Below are 24,205 nucleotides of genomic sequence, written 5' to 3'. Positions count from 1 at the left end.
GTGAGTGCTCCCGGCTCGCATCAACTGTTCTTTTTGGCGAACCTCATGATCGGCGGCCCCCACTCCTAACCCCCTCACGACTCGTTAGGGCACGAAGCCCATGAGCCCGCAGGCCGCCAGAACCGTCACCAGCAGCGTGAAACCCAGCAGCGAGCCCGTGCTGCCGATCCGCGCACGAAATCGGTAGCTCACCGACGCGCGGCCGGGACCCACGGGTCAGGCGGCCAGCCGATCCGGCATCGCGCTCGTTGCCAGCCGCGAGTTGCGGTAGCGCGTCCGCCGTGACCTCCTGCTCGACCCAGGGTGGCACCACCACAAACTGGTCCTCGCCGCTGAACCAGTTCGCGATCAACCAGACAGTGCAGTGCTCTGAGTTCCATCGTGTGAGCTAGGACAAATGGCAGGTCGCCTACGTGGGGCGGCAGCTACCCTGGGCTTGCGGCCCGTGGAGGGCCTTACGGTGGGAGCCGCTGCGCTATCCGCGCCCACGGCCTTCCTGGACGCTGCTGTCCATCGTGGTGATGATCGTGCTGATCGCGGTCTACTGGATCGTCCGGGTGAACCCGCCGGTCTCGTTGAGGATGTCGATCTCGACGCCGTGCAGGCTCTCGATCGCGTTCTGGGCGTAGAATTTATGGTCGAACGCGCCGCTCATGTCGTACTCGATCCACTCGACAGTGAGCGGTTCGATCGCCTCCAGCGCGGTCACAAGATCATAGAAGAGATCGTGGACCGGCGAGACCGGATTGGGGAGGGGGTTCGGGTTGCTCTCGTCGGAGAACACAACGACGGTGCGGAGGTGGAGGTACGAGCGCAGGGCCGCGACGATCTTCATGGGCTGCTTAGCCTGAGCCCTCACAAGGAGATCGTGCACTCGGTAGGACGCGATATGGAGAAGCTCGATCAGGTCACCATTCTCCATATCGGCGGCGAACTCGTGGGCAAGCTTGCGGTTCTGGGGCGTGTCTTCGATCTCGTGATACCTGATGAGCGGCACGAGGGTCTTTTTGCCGTCGTCGGCGTAAATCTCGTGCGTGACTTCGGAGGCGAGGAAACGCATGGCCGTGTAGAACGTGACGGCGAGTTGATCGATGTCGGTGTTCGTGTTGGAGTTCATGTTTCTGCGCTAGTTGTTGAGGAGTTAATTATGTCAGGGGCCAATTGAGCGGTGCAATTTCTGTTTTCGTATTTCGGGGTCTGGCACGCCAGAGCGCGATTTCCCCTTTTTCCGTCTAATTGACGCATTTCGGTTTTGGACCGAGCTTTCCATGTCGAGGCATGAGGAGCAGAGCGACGACCGCCTCGACATGCGCGGCGACCGGAGGGAGCAGCGCAGGTCCTGCGTGACGAGGCACGAGCACCTTGACGAGGTCTTGGTCTACAAGGACGAGGAGTTCCTGCTCGAAGAGCGCGATCGAGCCGAGGAACGAGGCGAGAGCGCCGGATGACCGAGCCGGAGGCGCGGTCTTCCGCTACGTGATCTCGATGTCGTCCTGGTAGTAGGTCTTGGAGTTCACGTGGTGCGGCCGAACTCGCGGGGCTCGTTCGTCCGGTGTCCTTCGTGTCGCTCATCCACTTCGTGGCCTCGCGATCACTCGGTCACGTACTGGAAGAAGGACGTGGAGTTCGTGGTATTCATGTACGAGAAAGAGATTTCGATGAGCGCGAAGCGCATCTGATGATCTTCATGTGGGCCGAAGGCGGGCTCATGCGGCATTCGTTTTCACTGTCCATCTTCTCCCCCGTCCAACGCCACGTGTAGTAGATCAAGCGTCCATAGCTCGATCATCATGGAATTGGACGGGAGAAGAGGTCGTAGAGGACATGCGTATAAACGCCTCCACAGTGCTATAGCGCCTACATCCAGGCTCTCTGGATGAACTGGCGGTTGCCCTGTACCAGTGTTGTACGCCCCACTTCAAACCCCTGCGGGTTTCAACGGTGTTGTGTCTACTTCAGGACGCGTAGCATCACGCCTGAAGTCCTTCGGTTCTCGCGGTGGAGATTTCCGAAGTCCTTTACCCTGCCCTGGGAGTTCCCAGATATCGGTGCGAAGGTTGGCTTGAACCGGATGTCCTTGGAGAAGGGCCGGGGCCGTAAACACCGCGCAGTGCTCGCTGCGATCGTACCCCGGTCTGCGGCGCGCTGGCCTTGGAGAGTCCCGGTCTACGGTTGGTCCGGGGCCAGACCTGGAAGTTCCCCTGAGCTTGTAGATCGATTGTATTTATACTGGGCCTCGAAGGCCATAAAGTTCGACTTACCGGCCGGGGATCGGGAGCCTCGGCTTCACGTCGGCCTTCTTGATCAAGCGGACCTCGGGCACGAACTCCTGTTGGCTCTCCCGCGCGAGGTAGCTTGGGGGGTGGACCTTAGACTTGTGGATGCGAGGATTGAACTTGCGGGTGATCATCACGCCGCGCTTGAGGGTCTTGGGATGTCGTCTCGTCATGATGTCAGACTACGGCAACGTGCCCGGCGAAGTCTAAATCAAAAAAGGCGCTTGGTCGAAGCCAAGATAATTTTGATCTTTGCTACATCGTATCATATAAACGATATTATGATAACTGATATTTCCAACCACAATGCGCTCATCGATATCGTTCATGACCTTCAACAGCGGGCTGCCTAGATTATTCAGGACCGAAGATCTGCCCATCCCGACGAGGTTTTCTTGAATGACTTTCTCCAGGAGGCGTCAATTGAGCTAGATCTCTTATCAAGCCATCTACAGGAAATGGTTTTCCGGGCCGAGTGGCCGTTCGTGTTCGACACCATAAAGAGCGGCTCGTTTCCAGCAGAGTTCGAGCCCAATCCAGACGGCGATATGTTCTTGAGGGATGGCATCTACCACGTTGTCGGCTCGATCGTCGGGATGGAAGCTTGGTTGGACGAACACTGCGGGAAGGAGGGATGGGCGAAAGGTCCACAGTTCTTGTACGGCATCGAGGACAAGAACGCGGCATTTCACTTCAAGTGCCGTTGGATGTGATTGGCGCGGGCAACAGCTTAGCCGCCATCGCTATGTCCGCAACAACGTTCTCTTCGGCCAGCCTTCAGCGCCCATGTAGGAGGACAGGCGCTGGGTCGATGCCGTCTCCAGCCGCGAACATCCGAAACTCGATGCCAAGATCCAGCGCATCCGCATCCTTATCCGCGCTCGGCCGCGATGGCCGAGCGCCTCCTCCCGACGCCGAGAGAACTCGCGCCCCAAAGTTGATCGTGAACGCCCTCATCCCTTAGATTCCTTTACTAACTGGCATTGCCTCGGCTGCCATGGTCGCAAACGAATTTGAGGAGACCTCATGTCGGCTGCCATCCTCGGGAGCGCGATCCAGGCGACGCGGTTAGCTCAAAAGCGCTCACAAGAGGAACTCGCCGGACTGGCCGCTTTGAGTCCAAATACCGTAATGGGTCTCGAACAGGGTCGGGGGACCGTCGCTTCGTTCGTCAGCGTGCTGCGAGCGATGAAATCTCGGCTGGCGTACCATAACAACCCTCTGACGCTCGGGCAGCACATTGCTCTCCAGCGTAAAAAGCGCAGGCTTTCTCTCGATCTGGTCGCAGAGCGCGCCAATCTAACAAGACCGACTGTAACGAAGATCGAAAAGAGCGAGGGCCAAGTTGCTTCTCTCGCTGCTGTGCTTCGAGTTCTCGGTCAGCCGCTCAAGATAGTCCCGGCCGAAATAGCACCGCTCACGCCTCCAGAGACTCCGGCAGAGCCGCCGTCGCCGATCCACCTCGCGGTTCTCGGAGATTGCTGCAATGTGATGCCATCGCTGAAGGCCGGTTCGATCGACCTCGTATTCACATCGCCACCCTACAACGCCGGGAAGAGCTACGAGCCCACGCGAACTCCTGAAGAATATTCAGATTTCGCACGAGACTGGACAGCCTGCCTGCCGGATCTATTGACGCCCACTGGTTCTGTCTGGCTAAACATTGGATATATGAAGGTCCACGGACAATCTATATCCTTGGCCTATATCTACTTTCCTATAATGAAAGCGCTTGGATTTAAGCTCGTGCAAGAGATTATCTGGCATTATAACGCCGGGACGACGTACCATCGCCGGTTTGCTCACAGGACAGAGCGCCTGATGTGGTGGGTCAAAAATATGAAGCGGTACACGTTTAACGGAGACGATGTACGGGACCCACTAGACATTAAGAAATTTGACAAGCGAAATTCTCCGCTCGGGACGTTGCCAGACGATGTATGGGAATTCCCTCGGCTGCCGTGGAACTCGCCCGAAAGGTTCCATCCTTGTCAAACGCCGGAGCCGATAATTGAGCGCATCATCAAGGCATGCTCGCATCCAGGCGAAACAGTTCTTGATCCGTTCGGTGGCGGGGGCTCGACGCCTGCGGTGGCAGAGAAGCTCCGCCGCGGACATATCTCGATCGAATTAGATCCGCACTACTTCGAGGTGATGCAAACACGATGCCCTTCGTTGCGTGTTCGTGGTTCGGATTGATAAATATCCACACCATGAAAGACACCTTGATGCGGATCCGTGAACTTGTTGAACGTCACAGACACCCGGCCCGCCTCCCTGCGGTGAATGAGGCGCAGCTTAACGTCCATGTAGAGGACGAATTCATCTTACACGACCTGTTGCAGATGCGCGGCGATGGCGTGATCGGTGAGCGACATGCGCACTGCTTGGAAGGCGTTTCCGTTATCTACGTGCGCTGCACTGACAACGACAGCGCTGGACAGCTTATGGCAGCGTGGCTACCCTATCTTCCGTACCTGCCACGAGTACCCTCTGAGCGAGTAACCGGAATACCGATCGCTCACTCATTCCGACTTCGGCCGCGATAGCCGTCTTTCGAACGCCTCGGTCAGCCAGGGCGTAGACCTGTTCCGCTTTCCGGCGTGCGGTAGGTGCGCGACCTTTGTATCGCCCCTCCAGCTTCGCCTTGGCCACGCCCTCTCGTTGGCGCTCCAACATCATCTCGCGCTCGAATTGCGCGATGCTGGCGAGGACGTTGAGCATCAGCTTGCCAGTGGGATTGGCGGTGTCGAGCCCGAGGTTGAGCACACGGAGTTCGATCCGCTTCGCCGCCAGACGAGCCTGGATCCGACAGAAGTCGGGAACGCTCCTTGCAAGACGTGAAAGATCGGTGACAGCAATGGTATCCCCGTCGCGGCCGAACTCGATCGCAGCCTCAAGCGCAGGGCGTGGCCCGACAGAACTCGTCTGCTCGACAAACAGCTTCTCGACCCCGGCAGCGGTGAGGGCGCGCTTCTGAGCGTCGAGCCCCGCCTCCTGTTCGAGCGTCGAAGTTCTCGCGAGGCCGATGAGCATGCGCTTCCTGCTGCCACAAGGATCATGAAGATTGTGGCACGACCCTGCCAAAGCTCAAAGCGGAAGCTTGTGGCAGGGTAAAGTCCGGCTGGTTACGGCGCGTTGAACTCCGCCATATGAGCAGGGTCCATTGGCGCTGGTTCTGTGAGATCATGGCGTTGCGTTGTCCGCTTGCGATCAGTGCGGGCCGCCCAAGTCGCCCTCGGCGCTCCCCGAGAGCCGCAATTCGTCGGCACTCCGGCAACTTCGGCCTGAATGGGGTAGCAGGAGTTACTTGGGTTGCCGCTGACCCAATCGCTCGGCAAGCCGCAGAAGATACCCGTCAGGGTCTTGGACGAGGAACTCTCGCTGGCCATCCTCTACCGGACCCGTCCGATACCAAGCCTCGCTCGGCTCCTCGAACAACGGCCACTGCGCAGCATCGAGCGCAGCCAGGATAGAGTCTAGCCGATCGACAATGATTTGGAAGTTCACCCCACGTCCGTAGGGGCGGTCCAGAGCACCTGTCATCCAGCGGCCGTTGATCTCACACAGCATGATTTGAGCACCGCCCCGCGTCAGGTAGGCGAAGCGTGCGGCCGGTCGATCATAAGCGATCTTGAAGCCGAGTAGGTCGCACCAGAACCGCAAGCTCGCATCGAGGTCTTTGACATCCAGTTCCGGCGTCAGAGCCGCGAAGCCGCCTTCCGGAAGGTGGCCGGTGCCGGAGGAGCGGGCGCGTTCGGCAGGGTCGGCAAGCGGTTCCATGATGCCGATGAAGTCATGGGCTGGTGAAGGCGGTCAAGGCCCGAGAAGAGTTGCAACCGGATCTCGGCCTTTCGCTTTGAAGCGGACGTTCCGCTCCCGACCCGTTGCCGAAGGTGGGATGGACCGCTTCTGACGATCCTTCCTTACCATCCGGGTGTGATCCCGGTTTCTTCGGCGAGTCGGTGGAGGTCGGCAATGGTATCCTCCGGCAGCGCCAAGCCCTCGGCGCCGTTCCGCGCCGCGTTGCGGGCCTCGATCTCGCCTGGATAGAAGACCTCATTGAACCCCTGCGCCAGCGGCACGGACTTCAACTCAGCGATCAACTGATCCATGCGGACGTTGAACTCCGCCAGCGGCTGGATTTGGGCGATGTCGATCACGATTATCAACTGCCCCGCCCCGCTCCGGTACTCAGTCTGGTAGGGGCCAGTCACGCGCGGCCCGAAGGCGCTGCCGGTGAGCACGCCCGAGAGCATGTCCATCATCAGCGCGATGGCGTAACCCTTGTGCTGGGCCATCGGCAGGATGATCCCGTCAATGGCCGCCGCTGGGTCGGTGGTCGGCGCACCGGCCGCGTCGAGGGCCCACCCCTCCGGGATCGGCTGCCCCTTTTGCTTGGCGAGGTAGACCTTGCCTCGGGCCACCCCGGTGTTGGCAATGTCGAGCGCCATTGGCGCGTGCGAGCCAGCCGGGCAGGCCCAGGACCACGGGTTTGTGCCCACCGTCTTCTTGCGGCCTCCCCATGGTGCCATCGCCGGGCTGGCGTTGGTCGATAGGAACGCCACGCAGCCTTCCCGCGCGGCCATCAGAGTGAAGTACAGCGCGGTGCCGAAGTGCCCCGAGTTGCGTAGGGCAACCGCGCTGACGCCGTGTGCCTTCGCCCGCCGGATCGCCTCCTGCATTGCGTGAGCGGCGAGCACTTGGCCCATGCCGTCGTGACCGTCGATCACCGCGAGGCCACCGGCATCTACGACCGTCTCGGGTTGGGCCACAGGGGCGCAGACCCCCGCTTTCAACCGGGCGGTGTACCAGGAGAGCCGCATGACCCCGTGCGACTGGTGCCCCCAGAGATCGGCCTGGACGAGTGTGTCGGCGGCAAGCCGCGCATCTGGCTCCGGCATGCCAGTGGATGCGTAAACCGCGCCTGCAAAGTCCAGCAGCTTATCGGCGGGGATGCGTGCGGCCTTCGGCATGGATTGCTCCTGAAATCTCGCCGAGAGAAGCGAGTGTAAATGTCGGCTTTGCGGCGTACGCTATCTGCCGTGCTGGCGTTCGCTGCGGGTGCACAGGCAGGGGCGTTCGGTGTTGCCGCCTTGACCTTCTGGTGCGTGCTCGTGCCCGCCTTCATCCTAGTTGGATTGCTGACCGCTCCAGAGTGGAAGCCGAGTTCGTGGACAGCCGTTTCGGGTCGAAGCAGAACGTCGGCTTCCGGTTGATAGACCGAAGTTCGGTCGCGACCCTCAGCGGTCATGCCGGTCTCGATCCAAGCCAGACTTGCGCGAGGTCCGCTTTTCGATGGTCGGCATCCGGAACGATCGATTAGCCCGGCTCCAGACCCTTGGCGCGGATGACCGCCTCCGCGGCAGAGGACTTGAGAAACGCCAGGAACGCCTCGGCCCGAGCTTTGTCCGCGGTGACCGAGATCCCTCCGGTCAGCACCACGAAGGACTGGACCTCCGCAGGGAACGGACCGACCACGTCCACTCCTGAGACCGACATCAACTCGGGCATCAGTTGCACCGCAAGGTCTGCCTCACCCCGAGCGACGACATCTCCGGTCAGACCATTCGGGATCGCCTTGCCTCTGGCCTTCACCTCGTCGGCAATCCCGAGCTTCTGGAGGGCTGCGGCGAAGACCGCTCCGCTCGCGCCGGACGTGCTGTAGGCCACCGATCCTGCGCTGGTGAGCGCCCGCTTGAGTGCTTCGGCAGAGCCGATGTCAGGACGCGTCGTACCTTTCTTAACGGCGAGGCCGACGCCCGTGCGAGCGAGCATGGTCGCGGTGCCGTCCGTAACCTTGCCCTGCTGGATGAGAGCCGTGATCAGAGGTGGGGTCAGAACCGCAACGTCGAACGGCTTACCCGTTTCTATCTGCGCCTTGAGGATGGCAGAGGTGTCGTAGGTGATGATGAGGTGGTCGCCATTCGCCCGCTCAAACTGCGGGACGAGTTCGTCCAAGGCTGTCTTCAGTCCCTGCGAGCAGAGGACGGCGAGATCGGCCGCTTGGGCGTTGGTCGCGATACCCCAGACGGACACCGCGAGCAGACAGAGCGTGCGTAGCCTTCCAGCGGGTCCGACCATCGTGCCTCCTCCCCTTCATCTGCGGCTTTATTAGCTCTGCATCCGCCCCTCGCATCAATAGCGCCATGCCGCACGCCAAGCTAAATCCAGGATGGACGGTCACTGCTACCCGACACGACGGTGCCGCCGTCTCTCGTGCCGAACTTGCGCATGGCGCGCCGCAGGTCTCTTCGCCGCTCGCTTTTTGGCCGACCTAACAGGGCGTGCTTACACGTTCACAATCGCGACCTCGATCAAGTCAGCCGCGGAGTTCGCCCACTGGCGCACTGCCCTTCGGAACTTCATCGATCATCGCCGCCGCGGCTGCCGATGGTGGCGGAGCGTGTCCCTCGATCTCTGGCTCCAAGCAGATGGCACCGTGCGCGGCATCGTGCTGCTTAGTGAGATCGATGCTGCTGAGTTCGTCCCTGCATTCGCGTGTCGATGGGCAGTCACGATGCGGCCGATCGATCTGAGTGAGGTGCGTACCGAACTCTTCTACGCCCTGCATCCAACGAGGATCGCAGATTTCGGGATCGCACGACGCTACCAAGGCGTCCGGGTGACGATCGGGCCAAAGCGGTCCCGATCGCGGAGTTCTCGGCCAAAACATTCCGTCGAGGTCCGCGGTGCGCTGCCGATGCTCGTGTGACGCAGCAGGGCCGCGCAGCCAATATCATGCGATTTCGGACCCTGAAGAGGCTTGTGGAACGCAACAGAGGAAGCATGCCTCCGGAGGATGCTTGCGCTCCACAGCACAGTCACCGCCTTTAGCGCAGCGTCGGCTTTGGTAAATCGCCTACGGCGGCTCCTGAGCAGTTCCGACATGCTCCGGTTTCACTCAGCGGCTTTTGCACTCCTCGGGTTGCGTAACGAGTGGTCGGACACCGCGGTCGCCGAAAAATCGCTACTGACACGGTGTTTCGCGGCTTTCCGATCTGAGGCATATGATCGGGATGAGCCAGCCACCATAAATTCGACATCGGCCGCCCGACCGCCCTACGGTCGCACGAGCCGATCCGCCTCGTAGCCGGGGCCCGAACCTGCTGAGAACAGCCCGATGTTATGACCCCTTCGGGTCTGACCGAGCCCTTGTGCGCGGTTGTACCGTCACGCCTGAACATGACCGACTTCGACCCTCGGCGGCCCGAGACGTGGCCGCTCCTTCTTACCGTGCTCCAGGTCGCGGCTATCATCGGCTATGACAGATCCAAGATCTACGACCTGCTGGGGATGCCGCCAGACAAGGGTGGGATCGTGCCTCGGCTGATGGGTGATGGCCCGCGCCCTCGGAAGCGTGTCCACCGCGACGATCTTATCCTGTGGCTGCATCGGCTTCCGGCGCCTCCCCTTCAGCAGCCTGAGTCCTTCGCTCCAACTCGCCGTCAACGTAAACATAAACTGCCAGCCCACAACGGTCCGCGGAGCTTCGCGGAACGGTGGGGCGGACAGAAGCACTAGAAGTGAGGACGTGATGGCGTTTTATCAAAACGGGCGATGGTACACGGATTTCAAGCACGGCCTCCATCGCGAGACGAAGCCTACCGATATCACGGCGAACACCCCGACAGCGAAAGCGAGGGCCAAGAAAATTCAGGCCGAACGCAAAGCGCTGTTCAAGGCCCAAGCTGCTGAAGTCGAGAAGCTTAACGTTCGCAATAAGCGCGGGAAGATCGTTGACCAGCCGATCTGCGACGCATTCTCAGCGTACTGGGAGAATCACGCTCAGCACGCCAAAGGCGCGAAGAACATCTTCCGCGAGTTGGCCTACGCCGAGGCGTTCTTCGGCCCGGAAATGCTGATCAGCCATATCGACGCCGAGGCATTGATCAGGCTCCGCGAGAAGCGGCGCCGAGATGCATCCAAAAGAACGAAGATTCCGACTCCGATCTCAAACCGGGCTGTGAACATCACATGCGAAGCGGTCAAGTTCGCTATGGCGTGGCTTCGAAAGAACGGACGGACGGTGTGTGAGATCGACTGGAGCGTCGTGCTTCTGCAGGTCGAGGACCGGGTGACCGAGTTCAAACCATCCCACGAGGCCGCGGTGCTGAACGAGTTTCGGCCGGACTATCTCCCGTGCCTTCTCTTCATGCTGGAGTGCGGTCCTCGAAAGGCCCAGGCGGTCGGCCTACGGTGGACGGATATCGACTGGAAGGCGGGGTCGATCACCCTCAAGAAGCAGAAGAAGCGCGGATCGCGCCGGTCCCCGAAGCCGCACCTGATCCCAATCAGCAAGGAGGTCGAGGCTCTACTTCTCGCCCAGATCGCCCCCGAGACGGGTGACCCCTACCACTCCGAGTTTGTGTGGACCTACGTGGCCGAGAGGACGCGAACCGAGGTCAAGTCGGGCCGAAAAATCGTCGCAGGTGAGCGCTACCCGATCACCTACGAGGGCTTGTCCAGCTACTGGGTACGGTTCAAGGCGAAACACGGCTTCAGGGATGTCCGGATCCACGATCTGCGCCATGCGGCCGGAACCCGGATCTACCGCCAAAGCAAAAACCCGCTCGCGACCCGTGACCTCCTTGGTCACTCGGATCTCTCCATGACCGAACGATACATGCACCCGACGCAGGATGACCTTCGCGAAGCGATGAACCGCCGGACCACCAAGGCGGCCGAGCCTGCGTAAGAATCACAATAGCGATCACAACAAGCGGTGCGATGCGCACCTAAACTACTAAAGAATAGAAGTTTTTCGGACTAGACCTTCTAGTTCCCAAGCTGAATGTCGTCGGTTCGATCCCGATCGCCCGCTCCAACGCACGCACCGGACAGCCTGCCCTCCGGTACTCCGGCCCCCGGGAAGCTTAGACAGCCGTATTCCGCGTCAGCTCCTGTCGTCCTCGCCGTCCGCATCGGAGAGTGCGGCCTTTGCGGTCCGCCGCGGTCGATCATCGGGCCTTCGCACCGCCCGGCGGATCCGGCCGATAGGTGATCCGGAAGGCTGTCGGGAACGGCGTGCCCCCGTCCTCGACCGGCCCGTCCGCTCGGACATCGTGCCGGAGCAGGATTCGACGCACGATCTCTGGGACCATGACGCCCGCCACGTGGCGGCCCAAGCATTCGTGGTGACCGAGTCCGAAATGCAGGAAGGCGTGATCCGGGCGGGTCGCGTCGAAATGGTCGGGATCCGGCACGCAATCGCCATCGAACATCGCCGAGAGGCTGAGCGGCAGGACGGCCTGGCCTTTCCGGATCCGGGCCTGACCCGAGCTGCCCTGACCAAGGACGTGGTCGGCCTCGGCCTGTCGGAACATGAAGGCCACGATCGGCGCGAAGCGCAGCGCCTCCCACACGAAACCGTCGAAGGCGGCGGGGCCGGCCGAGGCGGCGGCCCGCGCGGCCGCGTGAACGTCGGGGCGGCGGAGGATCTCGGCGAGGGCGTTCACCACCGCCTCCGCGGTGGTCTCGATGGTGCCGATGAGGAGGCCACCGACGTTGATGACGACCCGGTCCATGCCGAAGCCCGTCGCCGCCGGAAGGCGCAGCCGCAGGAGCCGCGTCAGGCTGTCGTCGGGCACGTCGGCGCCCGCTTCAAGGGCGGCCACCCGCGCGGGTATGAGGGAGGCGAAGGCCGCGCGCATCTCATCCCGGGCGTGGGCCGCGGCGGCCTGGACCGCATCGGCATCGGGACGTCCGTCAAAGGGCAGGTTGTTGAATTGATCGAGCTGGTTCGCGTACGACCAGCGCAGCAGGTCGTCGTCGGAAGCGGCGAACCCGAAGAAGCGCTGAACGATCCGCAATGGCACCAGCCGCGCGATCGAGGCGACGACGTCGAGGGCGCCGTTGCCCGCGTCGAGGGCGGCGTCGGTGATGGATCCCGCGAGGTCGCGGATGGCGGGAAGGTCGCCCCACGGCAACACCGCGCGCATCACGGCCTTGTCGCGGTAGTTCACCTCGGTTTCGTCCAGCGCCAGCATGAATGCGCCCATCTTGGGCTTGTAGAGCGCGACCGAGAAGACACCCGGGAGACCTAGGATCTCCGCCACCGCGGCGCGTTTCGCGACGAGGACGACGGCGCCACAATCCAGCACGGGCTGCCGTGCCCGCAGTTGCGCGAAGAACGGCCGCGGCGCACGCCTGATCCAGTCGCGGGCGACCGGCCAGCGCTCATCCTCCGGCAAGGCCAGCAGGGTATCGAGGCAGGGTGCGTCCTGCATAACGCTCCGCATGCGGGTTCTCCGTGCCGCGTTCCGGGGCTGCTCCGCGGCGCGCATCGTCAGTGCAGGGATATGTCCAGACCCTCGCGCAGGCGCGCGACGAGCTCGCCCTGCCGGTGCGTCTCCGTCTTGGCGAAGAGCGACCGCAGCTGCGTTCGGACCGTCGAGATGGCGATCCCGCGCTCCTGGGCATGGGCGTTCAGCGATCGCCCGGACGCGACCGCGTTGGCGAGGATCGCCTCCGCGCTGGTCAGGCCGAACAGGCGCTGGAGGCGCGTCGCTGAATTCTCCTGGGCCTTGGGCGCGCCGCTGCGGATCACCACCGCGAGTTCGGCCTTGACCCGCGTCCCCGTCCCGGCGGGTCGCCGCGAGAGGGGGTGCAGCGACACCCGGTAGAGCATACCACTCTCGCCGCAGGTGATCGCGATGTGCTCGGCCTGCGTGATCGTGGCATCGCCGCTCGCCGCCGCGAGCGCTTCGCTCGCGGCCCGTGCGATCCGGCGGGAACACTGGCTGTCCTTGATGGCCAGACTGCCCTTGTCGAGGGACAGGCCCGTGCGGGCCTTCGCGAGTTCCTCGGCGGCGCGGTTCGCATGCGCCACCCGCAGGCGGGAATCGGTCAGGATCACCGCCGCGTCGAGCAGGTCGAGGGCGGAGGCGAGGTCGGAGGACCGTTCGGAGGCCTGACGCATCAATGCGTAGAACTCGAAGGCGCGGCGCAGGTGCGGCACGAGCATCGCGAGGCGCCGCACCTCCGCCGGCCGGAAGGCTCCAGCCTCCTCGTCGCGCATGGCCGCGAGCGTCGCCATGACGTCGGCCTCGCGGGCGAAATAGGTGACCAGGCTGTGCTCGATTCCGAAGGGACGCACGACCTCCTTGAACAGGGCGGTCTCGCGGAACTGCGCCGCATCGACCCCCTCCTCGGCGCGGATCACCTTACCCTGGTTCGAGAGGATGTAGGGGAGGCGCGGATCCTCGGTGGCGTGACGGTAGAGAAACGTCCGGTACTGCGACCGGTCGAAGCCGGAGACGGCCCACATCGGCTTGCGCGTCCCGTCGAGGCTGAAGACCGCCAATTGACCGACCCGCCCGCCGACGAAGCTCGTGAGATCTTCCAGGAGAGCCGGCCACTCTTCCGGTTGCCCGACCCGGTCATAGATCGACCCAACCAGTCGGGAATAGACCTCAAGTTCCTCCATAGCCACACTCCACGGTGAGTGACAGGTTCACGGAACCTAGCGCAACGTCCCCCGGCTGGCATCATCAATAAACGACAAGCGAATATCGATACTACCAATATTTGTTGTGCGGAACCAATAAAGCTCAGAGCGCCCGCAGATATCTGAGGAGCTGACGCCGCTGCGCGTCATCCAGCCGGTCCGCCCCGTTGGTGGTGGCCGCGTGACCGCGTTTCGCAGTGGCCGGTCGTGTCGTGTCGGACTTGAAGGGACCTGTCGCCCAGATCCCGTCGAGGGGGCGTGCCTTGTAGACCGGGCGATCGCGATCCTTCCGCCGGTCGAGGTACCGCTCGCCGAGCCGCTTGCCGCTGGCCTGCGAGACATCGTCGAGCAGGGTGTTCTCCGATGCGGCCGCGGAGGCGTCCGCCAGCGCGTGCGATCCTGGAAACTGTCACGGTCGCATCTCGGGCATGGACGAACCTTGCGCCTTGCGGACTGAGTCGGGTATTCAATAACCGCTGGCACATCCAGGCGCCTCATCCGAATGGATGACGGCTTTTCTCAGCAAATGGCACGTGCCGCGGCGTCCGCACGGCGTTGTTGTCTCAATCGCCGATGGCGCGCAGGCGCCGCTGTGCCTGCACGCGACGCCTCAGGTCAGCGGACGCCGCCGCCGACATTGATCTCCTCACCGGTCACCCAGCGCGCATCGTCGGAGGCGAGGAACGCGACCACTCCGGCGATGTCGTCGGGCTGGCCGGCACGGCCAAGCGGTGTCTGCGCGACGAAGCCGGCTTCCATCTCCGATCCGGCGATGCCGGCGGTACGCGTGCCCTCGGTCACCACGAAACCCGGGCTCACCGCGTTCACGCGGATCTTGCGCGGCGCCAATTCGTTCGCGAGCACACCGGTGATCACGTTCAGGGCGCCCTTCGTACCGCTGTAGACGGCCGAGTTCGGAGGCTGGATGCTCGCGGCGATCGACGAAATGTTGATGATGCTGCCACCCTCTCCGAGGTGTTTCGACGCCGCCTGCGTCGCGAGGAGCACGCCCAGCACGTTGACGTCGAAATGACGGCGGTAGTGCTCCTCGGTCACCTCCGCGAGGGCGGCGAACTCGTACACGCCGGAATTGTTGACGAGGATGTCGAGCCGCCCGAACGCATTCACCGCGGCGTCGACGAGACCCTGAGCCTCCTCGCGCTTCGACACGTCGGCCCGGACGGCGATCGCCCTGCCGCCATCCGCGGTGATCGCCGCCACCACGGCATCGGCCCCCGCCTGGCTCGACGCGTAGTTCACGACGACCGCCGCCCCATCCTTGGCCAACGCTCTGGCGATGGCGGCGCCGATACCCTTCGATGCGCCCGTCACCACCGCGACCTTGCCGTCGAGCTTGGACATGTGTGTAAACCTTCGCCACGGGACGGTGCCGGGATGGCCTCGCTAGTCCCATAGTTCGGAATTTCAGAACTAACGGGACGAAGCGCAAGGCCCCATATGGTTGAATCATGAGGCCTCTCTTCCATCCCGCGATCGACGACGTTCGGCCGGAGGCGATCCTTCACGCGCTCTCCGACCCCGACCGGGCGTCGATCTTCGCCAAGATCGCCCAGGCGGGCTGCGTCGAGACCTGCGCGACGGTCTCGGCGGTCGGAGACCGGGTAATCCCGAAATCGTCGCTGTCCAGCCACTTCAAGGTGCTGCGCGAGGCCGGATTGATCCGGTGCGAACGCCACGGCGTGGAGATGCGCAACCACGCGCGCTGCGCCGAGATCGACGGACGCTTCCCGGGCCTTCTCGCCGCGATTCTGACAGCCTACGCGGCGCGATCCGTCTGACCGGGCCCTCAGACCGCGGGCCCGCGCCGCGTGACGCCTCCTTTTTCCTGGCGAAGAGCGAGGCAGCACGCAGGTCAACGAATGCGGTTCCGTGCCCTATCGCGTGGCACCTGCGGGGCGCGGCGCTGCGGGCGGTCGCGAGCCGATGTTCTCCCGCAGCGTCCGGCCCTCGTACTCGGTGCGGAACAGACCCCGCCGCCGCAGCTCGGGCAGCACCAGCTCGATGAAATCGTCGAGCCCGCCCGGCAGGGTCGGCGGCATGATGTTGAATCCGTCCGCACCCCCGGCCTGGAAACGCTCCTCCATCTCGTCGACGATCTGGGCGACCGTGCCCACGATCTGCGAGTGGCCGCGCGCGCCCGCGATGCGCAGGTAGAGCTGGCGCAGTGTCAGCCCTTCCCGACGGGCGAGGTCGACCATCAATTGCTGTCGGGACTTGATGCCGTCGGTCTCGGGCAGCTCGGGCACGGGCCCGTCGGGATCGTGGCCGGACAGATCATGCCCGCCGATCATTCGGCCGAGCAGGGCGAGACCGACGACGGGATCGATCAGATCCTGCAGGGCCTCGAACTTGGCCCGCGCCTCCGCCTCGCTGCGCCCGACCACGGGGAAGAGACCCGGCATCACCTTCAGGTCGTCAGGCGAACGGCCGAAGCTGGCCATCCGCGCCTTCAGGTCACCGTAGAACGCTACCGCCTCCTCGAGTGTCTGGTTCGCCGTGAAGACGATCTCGGCGGTGCGCGCCGCCAGATCCTTGCCGGGCCCCGAGGATCCGGCCTGCACCAGCACGGGCTGGCCCTGCGGCGTGCGCGAGATGTTGAGCGGTCCGCGGACGTCGAAATACTTGCCGCTGTGATCGAGCGGGCGGAAGCCGTCGGGCTTCGAGAACTGTCCGCTGGCGCGGTCGATGATCACCGCATCGTCGTCCCAGGTGTTCCAGAGGCCGAGGACTACGTCCACGAACTCTTGGGCGCGCTCGTAGCGGTCTCCGTGGCCAGCGATCCGGTCGCCGCCGAAATTGGCCGCCTCCGCATCCGTCGCGGAGGTAACGAGGTTCCAGCCGGCCCGTCCGCCGCTGAGGTGATCGAGCGACGCGAACCGACGCGCGACGTTGAAGGGCTCGTTGAAACTCGTGGAGGTGGTGGCCACGAGCCCGATCCGGCTGGTCACAGCCGCGAGCGCCGACAACAGGGTGACCGGCTCGAAATGGGTGGAGCGCGCGGTCCGCTCGCTCGACCGCAGGTCTAGGTCCCGGATGCCGGATCCGTCCTCGAGGAAGATCAGGTCGAACTTCGCCGCCTCGGCGCGGCGCGCCCAGCCGACGTAGCGTTCCAGGACGAGGCCGCCATCCGCCTCGCTGGAGGGATGGCGCCAACCCGCCACGTGGTGGCCGGTCGCGTAGAAGAACGCGCCGAGGCGCAGGTGATCCTGTCTCATCGATCCGACTGATACCGGGGCCAGCCCGGTCCGGGCTGCGCGGAACACGGATCTTAGCGGAGCAGGCGCCCGGCGGCGAACCGTCAGCTGCGGGAAGCTGCGCTCCGTCCAGCCCTGTGACAGCGGATCCACGATGCAGGCCGACGCGGGCCACCCGCTGGAGGGGCCTGACATCGTTGGGAGCCGGGAGGCGTGTCCGGTGCCTCGCGGGCCGCATTCCCGCGCGGCGGTGCGAGCCAGTCTGCCCGTTCCGCCGGGCCGGGGATGACTACAGGTACGAGAGCCGCAGCCGCCACTCGGCTTGGTCCGGCGGTTCGACAGGACCGGCGCGCGCCGGGACGGACTCGGACTGCGTGATCTGCTCGGCGAAGGTCCGCTCGACCGGATGATCCAGCGTCGAAACGCAACCGCCGAGCAGCAGCGCGATCAGTCCCGCCAGAACAAGCATCCGCGGGGATGCGATGAGGGGGCCGGCCGCGCGCATGGGCTCATCCGGTCGAGGCAGCTGCGAGCGCCATCAGGCTGCCGCCCGTTCGGCGGCGGGCAGCAGGTCGCGGCTCGCCTGCTCGATCCGGCGCAGCCACTCTTCGGCAGCCTCCGCGCGCAGCTCTGCGGCCTGCGCCCGCGCCTCAAGGGCCTGAAGCTGCGCGTCCGACTCCGCTCGCAGATCCCGGACGCGGGCCTCGGCCTGGGCCTGGACGTCCTTGAGCTTCGCCTCGGCCTGTGTCTGGCACTCGCGCAGGAGAACCTCGAAGGCGCGTGTTTCCTGCTGCGCGCGCTTCAGTTCCTGAAGCAGGGCGTCCTGCTCCGCGGCCTGCTCGCGCAGGCGCATCTCCTGCTGCTGAGCGGCACTCTTGGCCGCGGTGAGCGTGTCGAGCACGCTGGTCCAGTCCGATGCCAGCCGGCGTGACGGGGCGGTGGGCATCGCTGCGGGGGGGGATTTCAAGGCGGGGACCTGCGGCGCCGGCCGGACGGGAGCGACCGGCATCCGCCCCTCGGCCTCCGGGCGCTGCGCGGTGATCTGCGCATCGAGGGTGGCCCAGAAAGCCTCGTCCATCGCAGGCATCACGTGTCCCTTTTCCTGTCACTGTGCGGAGACGGTCGCGTCAGGCGTCCTGAGTGCCGGTCTTGAGCGGCGCCGGCTCGACGACGAATTCGGACTCGATCGCATCCGAGATGCGGCGCAGCCACTCCTCGGCGGAGCCGGCGCGCTCCTCGGCCACGCGCGCCCGCTCCTCGGCGGCGCCGATGAGGGCGTCGGCCCGGGCCTGGATCTCGCGGGTGCGCTGCTCGGCGGCGCGGACCTTGGCGTCGGCGTCCCGCATGTCGGCGCGCACCTGCTCCAGGAGTTCGTGCACGCGGACCTCGTAGTCCTGCGCGCGATCCTCGATGTGCCGGATGTACTGGGCAGCACCGCGTACCCGCTCCAGCACGCCCGGCCACTTGCCGGAGGCCGCCTCGGCGGCGGGTCCACGTGCCGCGGGCGAACCGGCGGGCACCGAGGCCAGGACGACGACCTTGGCGGGGGATGCGGGCCCGCCGGGCCCCGAGGCCGGCGCGAGATGCGCCTGGCGTTCGGCCGGCTGGTCAGCCGTGGTCCATCGTGAGTGTTCCATCATCAATCCTGGAGCCCGTCTCGGAGGAAGCGCTGCGGCACCCGCAGCGTCTCAGGCCTCGGCCTGGCTCATATGCCCCCCCAGCAGCAGGTTCTTCGCCGCCGCGTCGATCCGGGACAGCCACTTCTCGGCGGTGTCGGCTCTCACATCGGCCACCCGGACCTGCTCCTCGGCAGCCCGGACCCAGGCTTCAGCCTCGGCCTGGATCGTCCGCACCCGGGCCTCGGCCTCGGCACGGATCTCTTCCACCTGCGCATCCGCGTCGGCCTGGATCCGCTGCAGGCGGATATCGGCGCGGGCCTGGATCTCGTGGGCGCGCATTTCGGACAGCTGGAGCCTCTGCTGCGTCTCCTTCAGCTCGCGCTGCAGGGTCTCGAGCGCCATCTCGTGCGTCGCGCTCTGGGAGCGCAGGCGCCGCTTCTGCTCGTCGGCCAGCCCCACCATGCCGTTGATGATGTCGAGGGTGCTCATCCAGTCCGACACCGCCTCGTCCTCGGCGTCGTGAGCGCCGGCGGGCGGCTCGGCATCGTTGACGGCCGGGTCCGGCAGAAGCGCCGCGTTGGAGTCCTCGACCTGCTGCCCCAGGCGCAGAGCGGGCGCCTCGGCGCCGGTGAAGGAGGGTTTGAGCCTCAGGATCTCGGCTGACGGTTTCTCGACGATGCGGTCGAGACTTTCCGCGACCTGCGTCAGGATATGAGACCACGAGGCTGTGGGCGCCGCAACCATGATGAAATCTGCCCTTCCGAGAGCCGAACGTGGCATCATGCAGACACGGCTATGGTTAATGCATCGTTAATCGGCTTCGGGGTTGCTAGCTTTTCGTAAGCTCTGCCTAACCAGAATTAATTTTCAGCCGCCCCAGGACTGCGCTGGACAGTCGTGCCGACTCTGAATTCATGCGACCGCGCCGCCGTCTGGCCGCGGCACGCATCGTATCGAGGGCGGGCAATAGAAATTGCGCGAAGCTCTTGCCCCAGACAAATCAAGATTTGATGTCGCCGTTTAGACCGAGAACGTACCCGGGCTTCCTCGTCCGAGAAGCCGTGGCCTGCAGGTACCTCCATCAATACGGCGAGCGGCCGGCTATCGTCCGGCGATTGCAGCCGAATACGGCCCGCACCGCTCGCCGGTCCCGGGGCGTGCCGCCGCCGGAATCGGGCGGCGATGCCGGGCTTGGCAATCCCCGTGAGGTCTTGGCTTCCGAACGCTCGTTCCGGCTCCGCGGTCGACTGGAGCGAGAATGTTAACCGGTGTGGCGCCCATCAGCCCCGCCGGCCTGTGGCGGGCGATGCGTGAAGTATTGGTGCCGCCGCCGCACGGTTAGCCGCAGGATCGCGGTCGCGGGGCGGATAGCGGCGGCACCAATTGATCACCCGCTTCGTGGCCTTGGCGGCGGCTCCGGAGGGCACGAGCGTGTCCAGGGGAAGCCCCAGCAGGGCCGCGAGCGGGTTCGCCAGCATACCGGTCACGCGGACGATCGTCCGCGCCGGACCGCACCTCCCGTCCGCCAGCGTTACGCCGGCAGCATCGACCGCGGCGACGCTGGCGCCTGCGATGCAGGTGCACCCCGCCGCCGCGAACGCCGCGCGGATCGACGGCAGCGCGGCCTGTCCCAGGAAGTTGCCGATCTTGGCAGCGCGGTCGATCCGGAGCGTGCGCACGCTCCCGGTACCGGCCCGTCACGCGCGGCGGCGAGGCGTGCGGGCCTCACGCAGGCGCGTTCGAGGCCGGCGAGCCCGGCATCGACGGCCAACGCGGTCCGGAGGCCCGGCGGCTCGGATTCCGATACGGACTGACTGAGGCGATCGAGATGCGCTGCCAGAGCCCGCGCGCCGTCGTAAGTGCCGGCTTCGAAGGCGTGCGCGATGCCGGGACGGGCGGCCGCTGCAGGTGGCTGCCGGCGGCCAGGATGAGCAGCTCGTAGAACGGAGCGGCCGGCGCTCCGGATGACGATCCGGAGCGGCGGCCGTCACAGGGAGGGTGCGTCGGGCGGCTCGCGCAGGGGCGCAAGGTCGGCCTCGCAGCAACGCATCCGGATGACGTGGGACGAGTCCGGTGCCACGAGGGTGATGGCGCGGTGTCGCCCAGCCCGCGCTCGTCCCGCGTCCGCGCGGCGGCGGCCGCAGCGCGAACGCCCGATCTCGGGCCTGGGAGAGCGGTCTGCGGCGCGTTCCGCGGCCGTGCGGCGAACGAGTCCCCTCGTTCGCCGCGTCGCCGAAGATTCTTATCTTTTCGGGTCGAAGTAGAGAATGGGCTTTCGTTGACTCGCGATCACCGGGACAGGATGGTGCGTTCGTTGTCTGCAACGGGGTTTCGGGCCGAAGATGAAGACGCATGAGCCGTCCGGACGTGATCCCGGAGCGATCTCGCGCGTCGTCACCGCTCGGAGGCGCAGTATGACCGTCCGGTGGAGCCGGCTGGAGCACAGCGGCGCCTCAGCGCCTCCCTGTACGCGTCGCGTGATCCAGCACCGCTGATCGGCCCCCGGGATACCCGACAGGTTGATCGCGCCGATCGCGGCGCCGCCCGTCCGCTCCGGAACGCCGGACGCCCAGACCCCAGTCTCACGCCAAAAGGTCCCGCCCATGTTCTCGACCCGCCGATCCCTGCTGGCCGCCGGCCTCGTCCTGGCCTGCCTCGGCATCCTGCCGGGACGGGAGGCGCGCGCCGAGGACCCGAAGGAGATCCGCCTGGATTGGGCGACCTACAATCCGGTGGGCCTGCTCCTGAAGGAGAAGGGCTTCCTCGAGGAGGCACTCGCATCCCGCGGCATCAAGGTCCGCTGGGTGCAGTCGCTCGGCTCCAACAAAGCGCTGGAGTTCCTGAATGCCGGCGCAATCGATTTCGGATCGGCTGCGGGCGCGGCGGCGCTGGTGGCGCGGATCAACGGCAACCCGATCAAGGCGATCTACGCCTACTCGCGTCCGGAATGGACGGCGCTCGTCACCCGCAAGGAGACCGGCATCACTAAGCCGGCGGACCTCAAGGGCAAGCGGGTCGCGGTCACCCGCGGCACCGACCCTCACATCTTCCTGATCCGCGCGCTCCAGAGCGCCGGTCTCACTGAGCGCGACGCGAAGCTCGTCCTGCTCCAGCATGCGGACGGGCGCACGGCCCTCGACCGGGGTGACGTCGACGCCTGGGCGGGGCTCGACCCGATGATGGCCGCGGCCGAGATCGAGAACGGCGATGTCCTGTTCTACCGCGACGCCGCGGCGAACACCTGGGGGCTGCTCGACGTGCGCGAGGAGTTCGCCAAGGCCCATCCAGAGCTCGTCCGGACGGTGATCGCCGCCTACGAGAAGGCGCGGGCCTACGCGCTCGCCAACCCGCAGGCGCTCTCGGCCGCCCTCGTGGCGGCCACCAAGCTGCCGGCGCCCGTGATCGCCCGTCAGATCGAGCGCACCGACCTGTCGCAGCCCGCGATCGGCCCGGCACAGACCGACTCGATCAAGGCGGCCGGCTTGGCCCTGCAGCAGGCCGGCGTGATCCCCGCCGGGACCGATGTGGCGGCCGCGGTCGAAAGCCTGCTCGATCCGACCTTCAATCCCGCCGCCGGGCGGTGATGGGGGGCGTTCCGCTGCTGCGGCGGGGCGGCCGCGCCGGTCTCGGCCTGCTTCTGCCGCTGCTCCTGGCGATCGGCTGGGAGATCGCGGTCGCGACCGGCCTCGCGTCCGGGCGCCTGCTTCCGCCGCCCAGCCGCATCGGCGCCACCCTGTGGGAGTTGGCGGCGTCGGGTGACCTGTGGATGCACGTGGAGGCGACCCTGATCCGCGTCGGGCTCGGCTTCCTGTTCGGGGCGGCGGCCGGGATCCTGGCCGGCGCCCTGGTGGCCACGATCCCGGTGCTGCGCTGGCTCGTCGACCCGAGCCTGCAGGCGCTCCGCGCCGTCCCGTCGCTCGCCTGGGTGCCCCTCTTCATCCTGTGGTTCGGCATCCTGGAGACGCCGAAGGTCCTGCTGATCGCCGTGGGCGTCTTCTTCCCGGTCTATGTCGGGGTTTCCGGAGCGATCGCCTCGGTGGACCGGAAGCTCGTCGAGGTCGGGCGGATCTTCCGGCTGTCGCGGCCGGCGCTGGCCCGCCGGATCCTGCTGCCGGCGGTGCTGCCGGCCACGCTGGTCGGCCTGCGCACCGGTCTGGGCCTCGGCTTCCTGTTCGTCGTGGCGGCGGAGCTGATGGGCGCCTCCGAGGGCCTCGGCTACCTGCTGGTCGACGGCCAGCAGTTCAGCAAGCCCGATCAGATCGTGGCGGCGATCATCGCCTTCGCGTTGGTCGGCAAGCTCGCCGACATGGCCCTCGTGACGCTGACGTTGCCCTTGACGCGCTGGCAGGATACCGCGCGGGACAGCCTGTGACCGCCGGATCCCGCTCCGCCGGGACAGCCGGGTCGCGCACCGGCACCCGCGCCAGGCCCGGACAAGGGACGCCCGTGCTCGTCATCGACGATCTCTCCAAGACCTACGCGGACGGCACGCGGGCGCTCGAGGCCATCGGCCTGTCTGTGAAGCAGGGGGAGATCGTCGCGCTGATCGGCGGCTCCGGCTGTGGGAAGACGACGCTGCTCCGGTTGATCGCGGGGCTCGACCAAGCCAGCCGCGGCTTCGTGCAGGTCGACGGCGAGACGATCGCCGAGCCCCATCCGAGCGTCGGGGTGGTCTTCCAGGAGCCGCGGCTCCTCCCCTGGCTCAACGTCGCCGACAATGTCGGCTTCGGGCTCTCCGGCCTCGGCCGCTCCGAGCGCCGGGCCCGCGTCACCCACGCGCTGGAGCGGATCGGGCTGGCCGAGCACGGTGGGCGCTGGCCGCGCGAACTCTCGGGGGGCCAGCAGCAGCGTGTCGCCATCGCCCGAGCCTTCGTCGCGCAGCCGAGGGTGCTGCTCCTCGACGAGCCGTTCTCAGCCCTGGATGCCTTCACCCGGAAGGGGCTTCACGACCAGCTCCTGGACCTCTGGGCCGAGTCGAAGCCGACGATCGTCATCGTCACGCACGATGTCGGGGAGGCGGTGACGCTCGCCGACCGGGTTGTGGTGATGCGCCCGCGGCCGGGACGCCTCGACGAGACCGTCGCGATCGGGCTCGCCCGCCCGCGCGACCCCGTGGCGGCGACCTACGAGGAGGCGGTGCGCAGGGTTTTAGCGGCCCTCGATCATTCCCTCCGTCCGGCCGCGGCGAACCGCCCCCCTGCCCCGGAAACCCGCGCCAGCTGGTGGTAGCTGCGGCCCCGTCCCGGCCCGCCTCGACGAATGATCCCGCTGCCCGTCTCCGCCGAATCCCGATCGCCGGCCGGTCGGCCTTCCGTCTCGCGTGACGGGGTCGCGCCGCGCCCGCACCGGCCCCTCGCGCATCGGCTGGCAGTGCTCCTCGACGCTGATCGCGCCGCTGCTCCGGGACGGCTGCCGGGAGCGGGACCTCACACCCCTCGGCACCGGCCAGTCCCGGCCTGGGTTCACCCGCGGAGTGCCGGTCAAGGAGGCACGGAACACCGGACCGATCGCCCTTTCGGCCGACCGCGCCGACACGGACCCGATCCACGCGCAGGCCTCCGGCGCTGGGATCACCCATATCGCCCGGGAGGCGCCCTCCCCCGGGGCGTAGACGTTCCTGGTGGCTGCGGACGCGGCTGCGACGTC

The 24,205-nt window shown here is 65.7% G+C and carries 25 protein-coding genes; 10 read left to right on the top strand and 15 right to left on the bottom strand.

Translation table 11 applies throughout. The annotated features are described in order from the left end of the window. Positions 1-541: 541 nt before the first annotated feature. Positions 542-1,117 (bottom strand): hypothetical protein, encoded by a 576-nt coding sequence (locus MFF58_RS02425; RefSeq protein WP_238285051.1) that lies wholly within the window; start codon positions 1,115-1,117, stop codon positions 542-544. Between the two features lie 151 nt (positions 1,118-1,268). Between MFF58_RS02425 and MFF58_RS02420 the strand changes: the two genes are divergently transcribed. Next, positions 1,269-1,448: a hypothetical protein gene (locus MFF58_RS02420; RefSeq protein ID WP_238285050.1), complete on the top strand. Its 180-nt coding sequence runs from the start codon at positions 1,269-1,271 to the stop codon at positions 1,446-1,448. Positions 1,449-2,257: 809 nt separating this feature from the next. Here MFF58_RS02420 and MFF58_RS02415 read toward each other — a convergent pair. Then, positions 2,258-2,449, bottom strand: coding sequence for a hypothetical protein (locus MFF58_RS02415; RefSeq protein WP_238285049.1), 192 nt, complete (start codon positions 2,447-2,449; stop codon positions 2,258-2,260). Between the two features lie 222 nt (positions 2,450-2,671). Between MFF58_RS02415 and MFF58_RS02410 the strand changes: the two genes are divergently transcribed. Continuing rightward, a complete protein-coding gene (locus MFF58_RS02410; protein ID WP_238285048.1) occupies positions 2,672-2,989 on the top strand; it encodes a hypothetical protein in 318 nt (105 codons plus the stop codon). 313 nt (positions 2,990-3,302) lie between these two features. Beyond that, positions 3,303-4,475, top strand: coding sequence for a DNA methyltransferase (locus tag MFF58_RS02405; RefSeq protein WP_238285047.1), 1,173 nt, complete (start codon positions 3,303-3,305; stop codon positions 4,473-4,475). A 246-nt stretch (positions 4,476-4,721) separates the two neighbouring features. Here MFF58_RS02405 and MFF58_RS02400 read toward each other — a convergent pair whose 3' ends face one another. From MFF58_RS02400 to modA, 4 genes are all read right to left on the bottom strand, one after another. After that, a complete protein-coding gene (locus tag MFF58_RS02400) occupies positions 4,722-5,312 on the bottom strand; it encodes a recombinase family protein (RefSeq protein ID WP_238285046.1) in 591 nt (196 codons plus the stop codon). 270 nt (positions 5,313-5,582) lie between these two features. Next, on the bottom strand, positions 5,583-6,059 hold the full coding sequence (locus tag MFF58_RS02395) for a bleomycin resistance protein (RefSeq protein WP_238285044.1): 477 nt from the start codon (positions 6,057-6,059) through the stop codon (positions 5,583-5,585). A gap of 143 nt (positions 6,060-6,202) precedes the next feature. Beyond that, positions 6,203-7,252: an Ldh family oxidoreductase gene (locus tag MFF58_RS02390; protein ID WP_238285043.1), complete on the bottom strand. Its 1,050-nt coding sequence runs from the start codon at positions 7,250-7,252 to the stop codon at positions 6,203-6,205. Positions 7,253-7,598: 346 nt separating this feature from the next. Continuing rightward, entirely contained in the window at positions 7,599-8,360 is a 762-nt protein-coding gene (modA, locus tag MFF58_RS02385; protein WP_238285041.1) for a molybdate ABC transporter substrate-binding protein, read from the bottom strand. Positions 8,361-8,682: 322 nt separating this feature from the next. Here modA and MFF58_RS02380 point away from each other — a divergent pair, with 322 nt between their 5' ends. Beyond that, positions 8,683-8,991, top strand: a complete 309-nt coding sequence (locus MFF58_RS02380; RefSeq protein WP_238285039.1) for a hypothetical protein — start codon at positions 8,683-8,685, stop codon at positions 8,989-8,991. Positions 8,992-9,813: 822 nt separating this feature from the next. After that, positions 9,814-10,974: a tyrosine-type recombinase/integrase gene (locus MFF58_RS02375; RefSeq protein ID WP_238285038.1), complete on the top strand. Its 1,161-nt coding sequence runs from the start codon at positions 9,814-9,816 to the stop codon at positions 10,972-10,974. 262 nt (positions 10,975-11,236) lie between these two features. On the opposite strand, the gene MFF58_RS02370 is transcribed toward MFF58_RS02375, so the two are convergent. The 3 genes from MFF58_RS02370 to MFF58_RS02360 form a co-directional block, all read right to left on the bottom strand. Then, positions 11,237-12,517 carry a cytochrome P450 gene (locus tag MFF58_RS02370; protein WP_238285037.1) on the bottom strand — a complete coding sequence of 427 codons (1,281 nt, stop codon included), beginning with the start codon at positions 12,515-12,517 and terminating at the stop codon, positions 11,237-11,239. A 47-nt stretch (positions 12,518-12,564) separates the two neighbouring features. Beyond that, complete coding sequence (locus MFF58_RS02365; RefSeq protein WP_238285035.1) at positions 12,565-13,704, bottom strand: helix-turn-helix transcriptional regulator; 1,140 nt, start codon at positions 13,702-13,704, stop codon at positions 12,565-12,567. Positions 13,705-14,340: 636 nt separating this feature from the next. Beyond that, positions 14,341-15,087 (bottom strand): glucose 1-dehydrogenase, encoded by a 747-nt coding sequence (locus MFF58_RS02360; protein WP_238285034.1) that lies wholly within the window; start codon positions 15,085-15,087, stop codon positions 14,341-14,343. A 107-nt stretch (positions 15,088-15,194) separates the two neighbouring features. On the opposite strand from MFF58_RS02360, the gene MFF58_RS02355 reads away from it, so the two are divergent. Next, positions 15,195-15,524: an ArsR/SmtB family transcription factor gene (locus MFF58_RS02355; RefSeq protein ID WP_238285033.1), complete on the top strand. Its 330-nt coding sequence runs from the start codon at positions 15,195-15,197 to the stop codon at positions 15,522-15,524. A gap of 96 nt (positions 15,525-15,620) precedes the next feature. Here MFF58_RS02355 and MFF58_RS02350 read toward each other — a convergent pair whose 3' ends face one another. The 6 genes from MFF58_RS02350 to MFF58_RS02325 all read right to left on the bottom strand — a co-directional run bounded on the left by MFF58_RS02350 (position 15,621) and on the right by MFF58_RS02325 (position 20,238). After that, entirely contained in the window at positions 15,621-16,961 is a 1,341-nt protein-coding gene (locus MFF58_RS02350; RefSeq protein ID WP_238285032.1) for an LLM class flavin-dependent oxidoreductase, read from the bottom strand. A 268-nt stretch (positions 16,962-17,229) separates the two neighbouring features. Next, positions 17,230-17,445, bottom strand: coding sequence for a hypothetical protein (locus tag MFF58_RS02345; RefSeq protein WP_238285031.1), 216 nt, complete (start codon positions 17,443-17,445; stop codon positions 17,230-17,232). Between the two features lie 33 nt (positions 17,446-17,478). Then, the gene (locus MFF58_RS02340) at positions 17,479-18,027 is read right to left on the bottom strand and encodes a hypothetical protein (protein ID WP_238285030.1); all 549 of its coding nucleotides are present in this window, start codon (positions 18,025-18,027) and stop codon (positions 17,479-17,481) included. 40 nt (positions 18,028-18,067) lie between these two features. Next, positions 18,068-18,577: a hypothetical protein gene (locus MFF58_RS02335; RefSeq protein ID WP_238285029.1), complete on the bottom strand. Its 510-nt coding sequence runs from the start codon at positions 18,575-18,577 to the stop codon at positions 18,068-18,070. Positions 18,578-18,628: 51 nt separating this feature from the next. Continuing rightward, positions 18,629-19,303 carry a cell division protein DivIVA gene (locus MFF58_RS02330; RefSeq protein ID WP_238285028.1) on the bottom strand — a complete coding sequence of 225 codons (675 nt, stop codon included), beginning with the start codon at positions 19,301-19,303 and terminating at the stop codon, positions 18,629-18,631. 536 nt (positions 19,304-19,839) lie between these two features. Continuing rightward, positions 19,840-20,238, bottom strand: coding sequence for a hypothetical protein (locus MFF58_RS02325; protein WP_238285027.1), 399 nt, complete (start codon positions 20,236-20,238; stop codon positions 19,840-19,842). A 924-nt stretch (positions 20,239-21,162) separates the two neighbouring features. Between MFF58_RS02325 and MFF58_RS02320 the strand changes: the two genes are divergently transcribed. From MFF58_RS02320 to MFF58_RS02305, 4 genes are all read left to right on the top strand, one after another. Further along, positions 21,163-22,143 carry an aliphatic sulfonate ABC transporter substrate-binding protein gene (locus MFF58_RS02320; RefSeq protein ID WP_238285025.1) on the top strand — a complete coding sequence of 327 codons (981 nt, stop codon included), beginning with the start codon at positions 21,163-21,165 and terminating at the stop codon, positions 22,141-22,143. After that, positions 22,143-22,931 (top strand): ABC transporter permease, encoded by a 789-nt coding sequence (locus tag MFF58_RS02315; RefSeq protein WP_238285024.1) that lies wholly within the window; start codon positions 22,143-22,145, stop codon positions 22,929-22,931. The genes MFF58_RS02320 and MFF58_RS02315 overlap by 1 nt, the downstream gene beginning before the upstream one ends. Before the next feature lie 74 nt (positions 22,932-23,005). Continuing rightward, positions 23,006-23,788 carry an ABC transporter ATP-binding protein gene (locus MFF58_RS02310; protein WP_238285023.1) on the top strand — a complete coding sequence of 261 codons (783 nt, stop codon included), beginning with the start codon at positions 23,006-23,008 and terminating at the stop codon, positions 23,786-23,788. 91 nt (positions 23,789-23,879) lie between these two features. Continuing rightward, a complete protein-coding gene (locus MFF58_RS02305; RefSeq protein ID WP_238285021.1) occupies positions 23,880-24,170 on the top strand; it encodes a type 2 periplasmic-binding domain-containing protein in 291 nt (96 codons plus the stop codon). Positions 24,171-24,205: the final 35 nt, after the last annotated feature.

Source organism: Methylobacterium longum (genome assembly GCF_022179385.1).
Taxonomy (GTDB): domain Bacteria; phylum Pseudomonadota; class Alphaproteobacteria; order Rhizobiales; family Beijerinckiaceae; genus Methylobacterium; species Methylobacterium longum.
Note: the sequence above shows the minus strand (reverse complement) of the source record. Positions and strands in the feature narration are given on the sequence as shown.

Coding starts and splice junctions, on each gene's coding strand:
- MFF58_RS02415 (WP_238285049.1), bottom strand. CDS start 2,449: ATGACGAGACGACATCCCAAGACCCTCAAGCGCGGCGTGATGATCACC.
- MFF58_RS02355 (WP_238285033.1), top strand. CDS start 15,195: ATGAGGCCTCTCTTCCATCCCGCGATCGACGACGTTCGGCCGGAGGCG.
- MFF58_RS02345 (WP_238285031.1), bottom strand. CDS start 17,445: ATGCGCGCGGCCGGCCCCCTCATCGCATCCCCGCGGATGCTTGTTCTG.
- MFF58_RS02315 (WP_238285024.1), top strand. CDS start 22,143: ATGGGGGGCGTTCCGCTGCTGCGGCGGGGCGGCCGCGCCGGTCTCGGC.
- MFF58_RS02395 (WP_238285044.1), bottom strand. CDS start 6,059: ATGGAACCGCTTGCCGACCCTGCCGAACGCGCCCGCTCCTCCGGCACC.
- MFF58_RS02425 (WP_238285051.1), bottom strand. CDS start 1,117: ATGAACTCCAACACGAACACCGACATCGATCAACTCGCCGTCACGTTC.
- MFF58_RS02320 (WP_238285025.1), top strand. CDS start 21,163: ATGTTCTCGACCCGCCGATCCCTGCTGGCCGCCGGCCTCGTCCTGGCC.
- MFF58_RS02360 (WP_238285034.1), bottom strand. CDS start 15,087: ATGTCCAAGCTCGACGGCAAGGTCGCGGTGGTGACGGGCGCATCGAAG.
- modA (WP_238285041.1), bottom strand. CDS start 8,360: ATGGTCGGACCCGCTGGAAGGCTACGCACGCTCTGTCTGCTCGCGGTG.
- MFF58_RS02370 (WP_238285037.1), bottom strand. CDS start 12,517: ATGCGGAGCGTTATGCAGGACGCACCCTGCCTCGATACCCTGCTGGCC.
- MFF58_RS02350 (WP_238285032.1), bottom strand. CDS start 16,961: ATGAGACAGGATCACCTGCGCCTCGGCGCGTTCTTCTACGCGACCGGC.
- MFF58_RS02405 (WP_238285047.1), top strand. CDS start 3,303: ATGTCGGCTGCCATCCTCGGGAGCGCGATCCAGGCGACGCGGTTAGCT.
- MFF58_RS02330 (WP_238285028.1), bottom strand. CDS start 19,303: ATGGTTGCGGCGCCCACAGCCTCGTGGTCTCATATCCTGACGCAGGTC.
- MFF58_RS02335 (WP_238285029.1), bottom strand. CDS start 18,577: ATGGAACACTCACGATGGACCACGGCTGACCAGCCGGCCGAACGCCAG.
- MFF58_RS02375 (WP_238285038.1), top strand. CDS start 9,814: ATGGCGTTTTATCAAAACGGGCGATGGTACACGGATTTCAAGCACGGC.
- MFF58_RS02365 (WP_238285035.1), bottom strand. CDS start 13,704: ATGGAGGAACTTGAGGTCTATTCCCGACTGGTTGGGTCGATCTATGAC.
- MFF58_RS02400 (WP_238285046.1), bottom strand. CDS start 5,312: ATGCTCATCGGCCTCGCGAGAACTTCGACGCTCGAACAGGAGGCGGGG.
- MFF58_RS02420 (WP_238285050.1), top strand. CDS start 1,269: ATGTCGAGGCATGAGGAGCAGAGCGACGACCGCCTCGACATGCGCGGC.
- MFF58_RS02390 (WP_238285043.1), bottom strand. CDS start 7,252: ATGCCGAAGGCCGCACGCATCCCCGCCGATAAGCTGCTGGACTTTGCA.
- MFF58_RS02340 (WP_238285030.1), bottom strand. CDS start 18,027: ATGCCTGCGATGGACGAGGCTTTCTGGGCCACCCTCGATGCGCAGATC.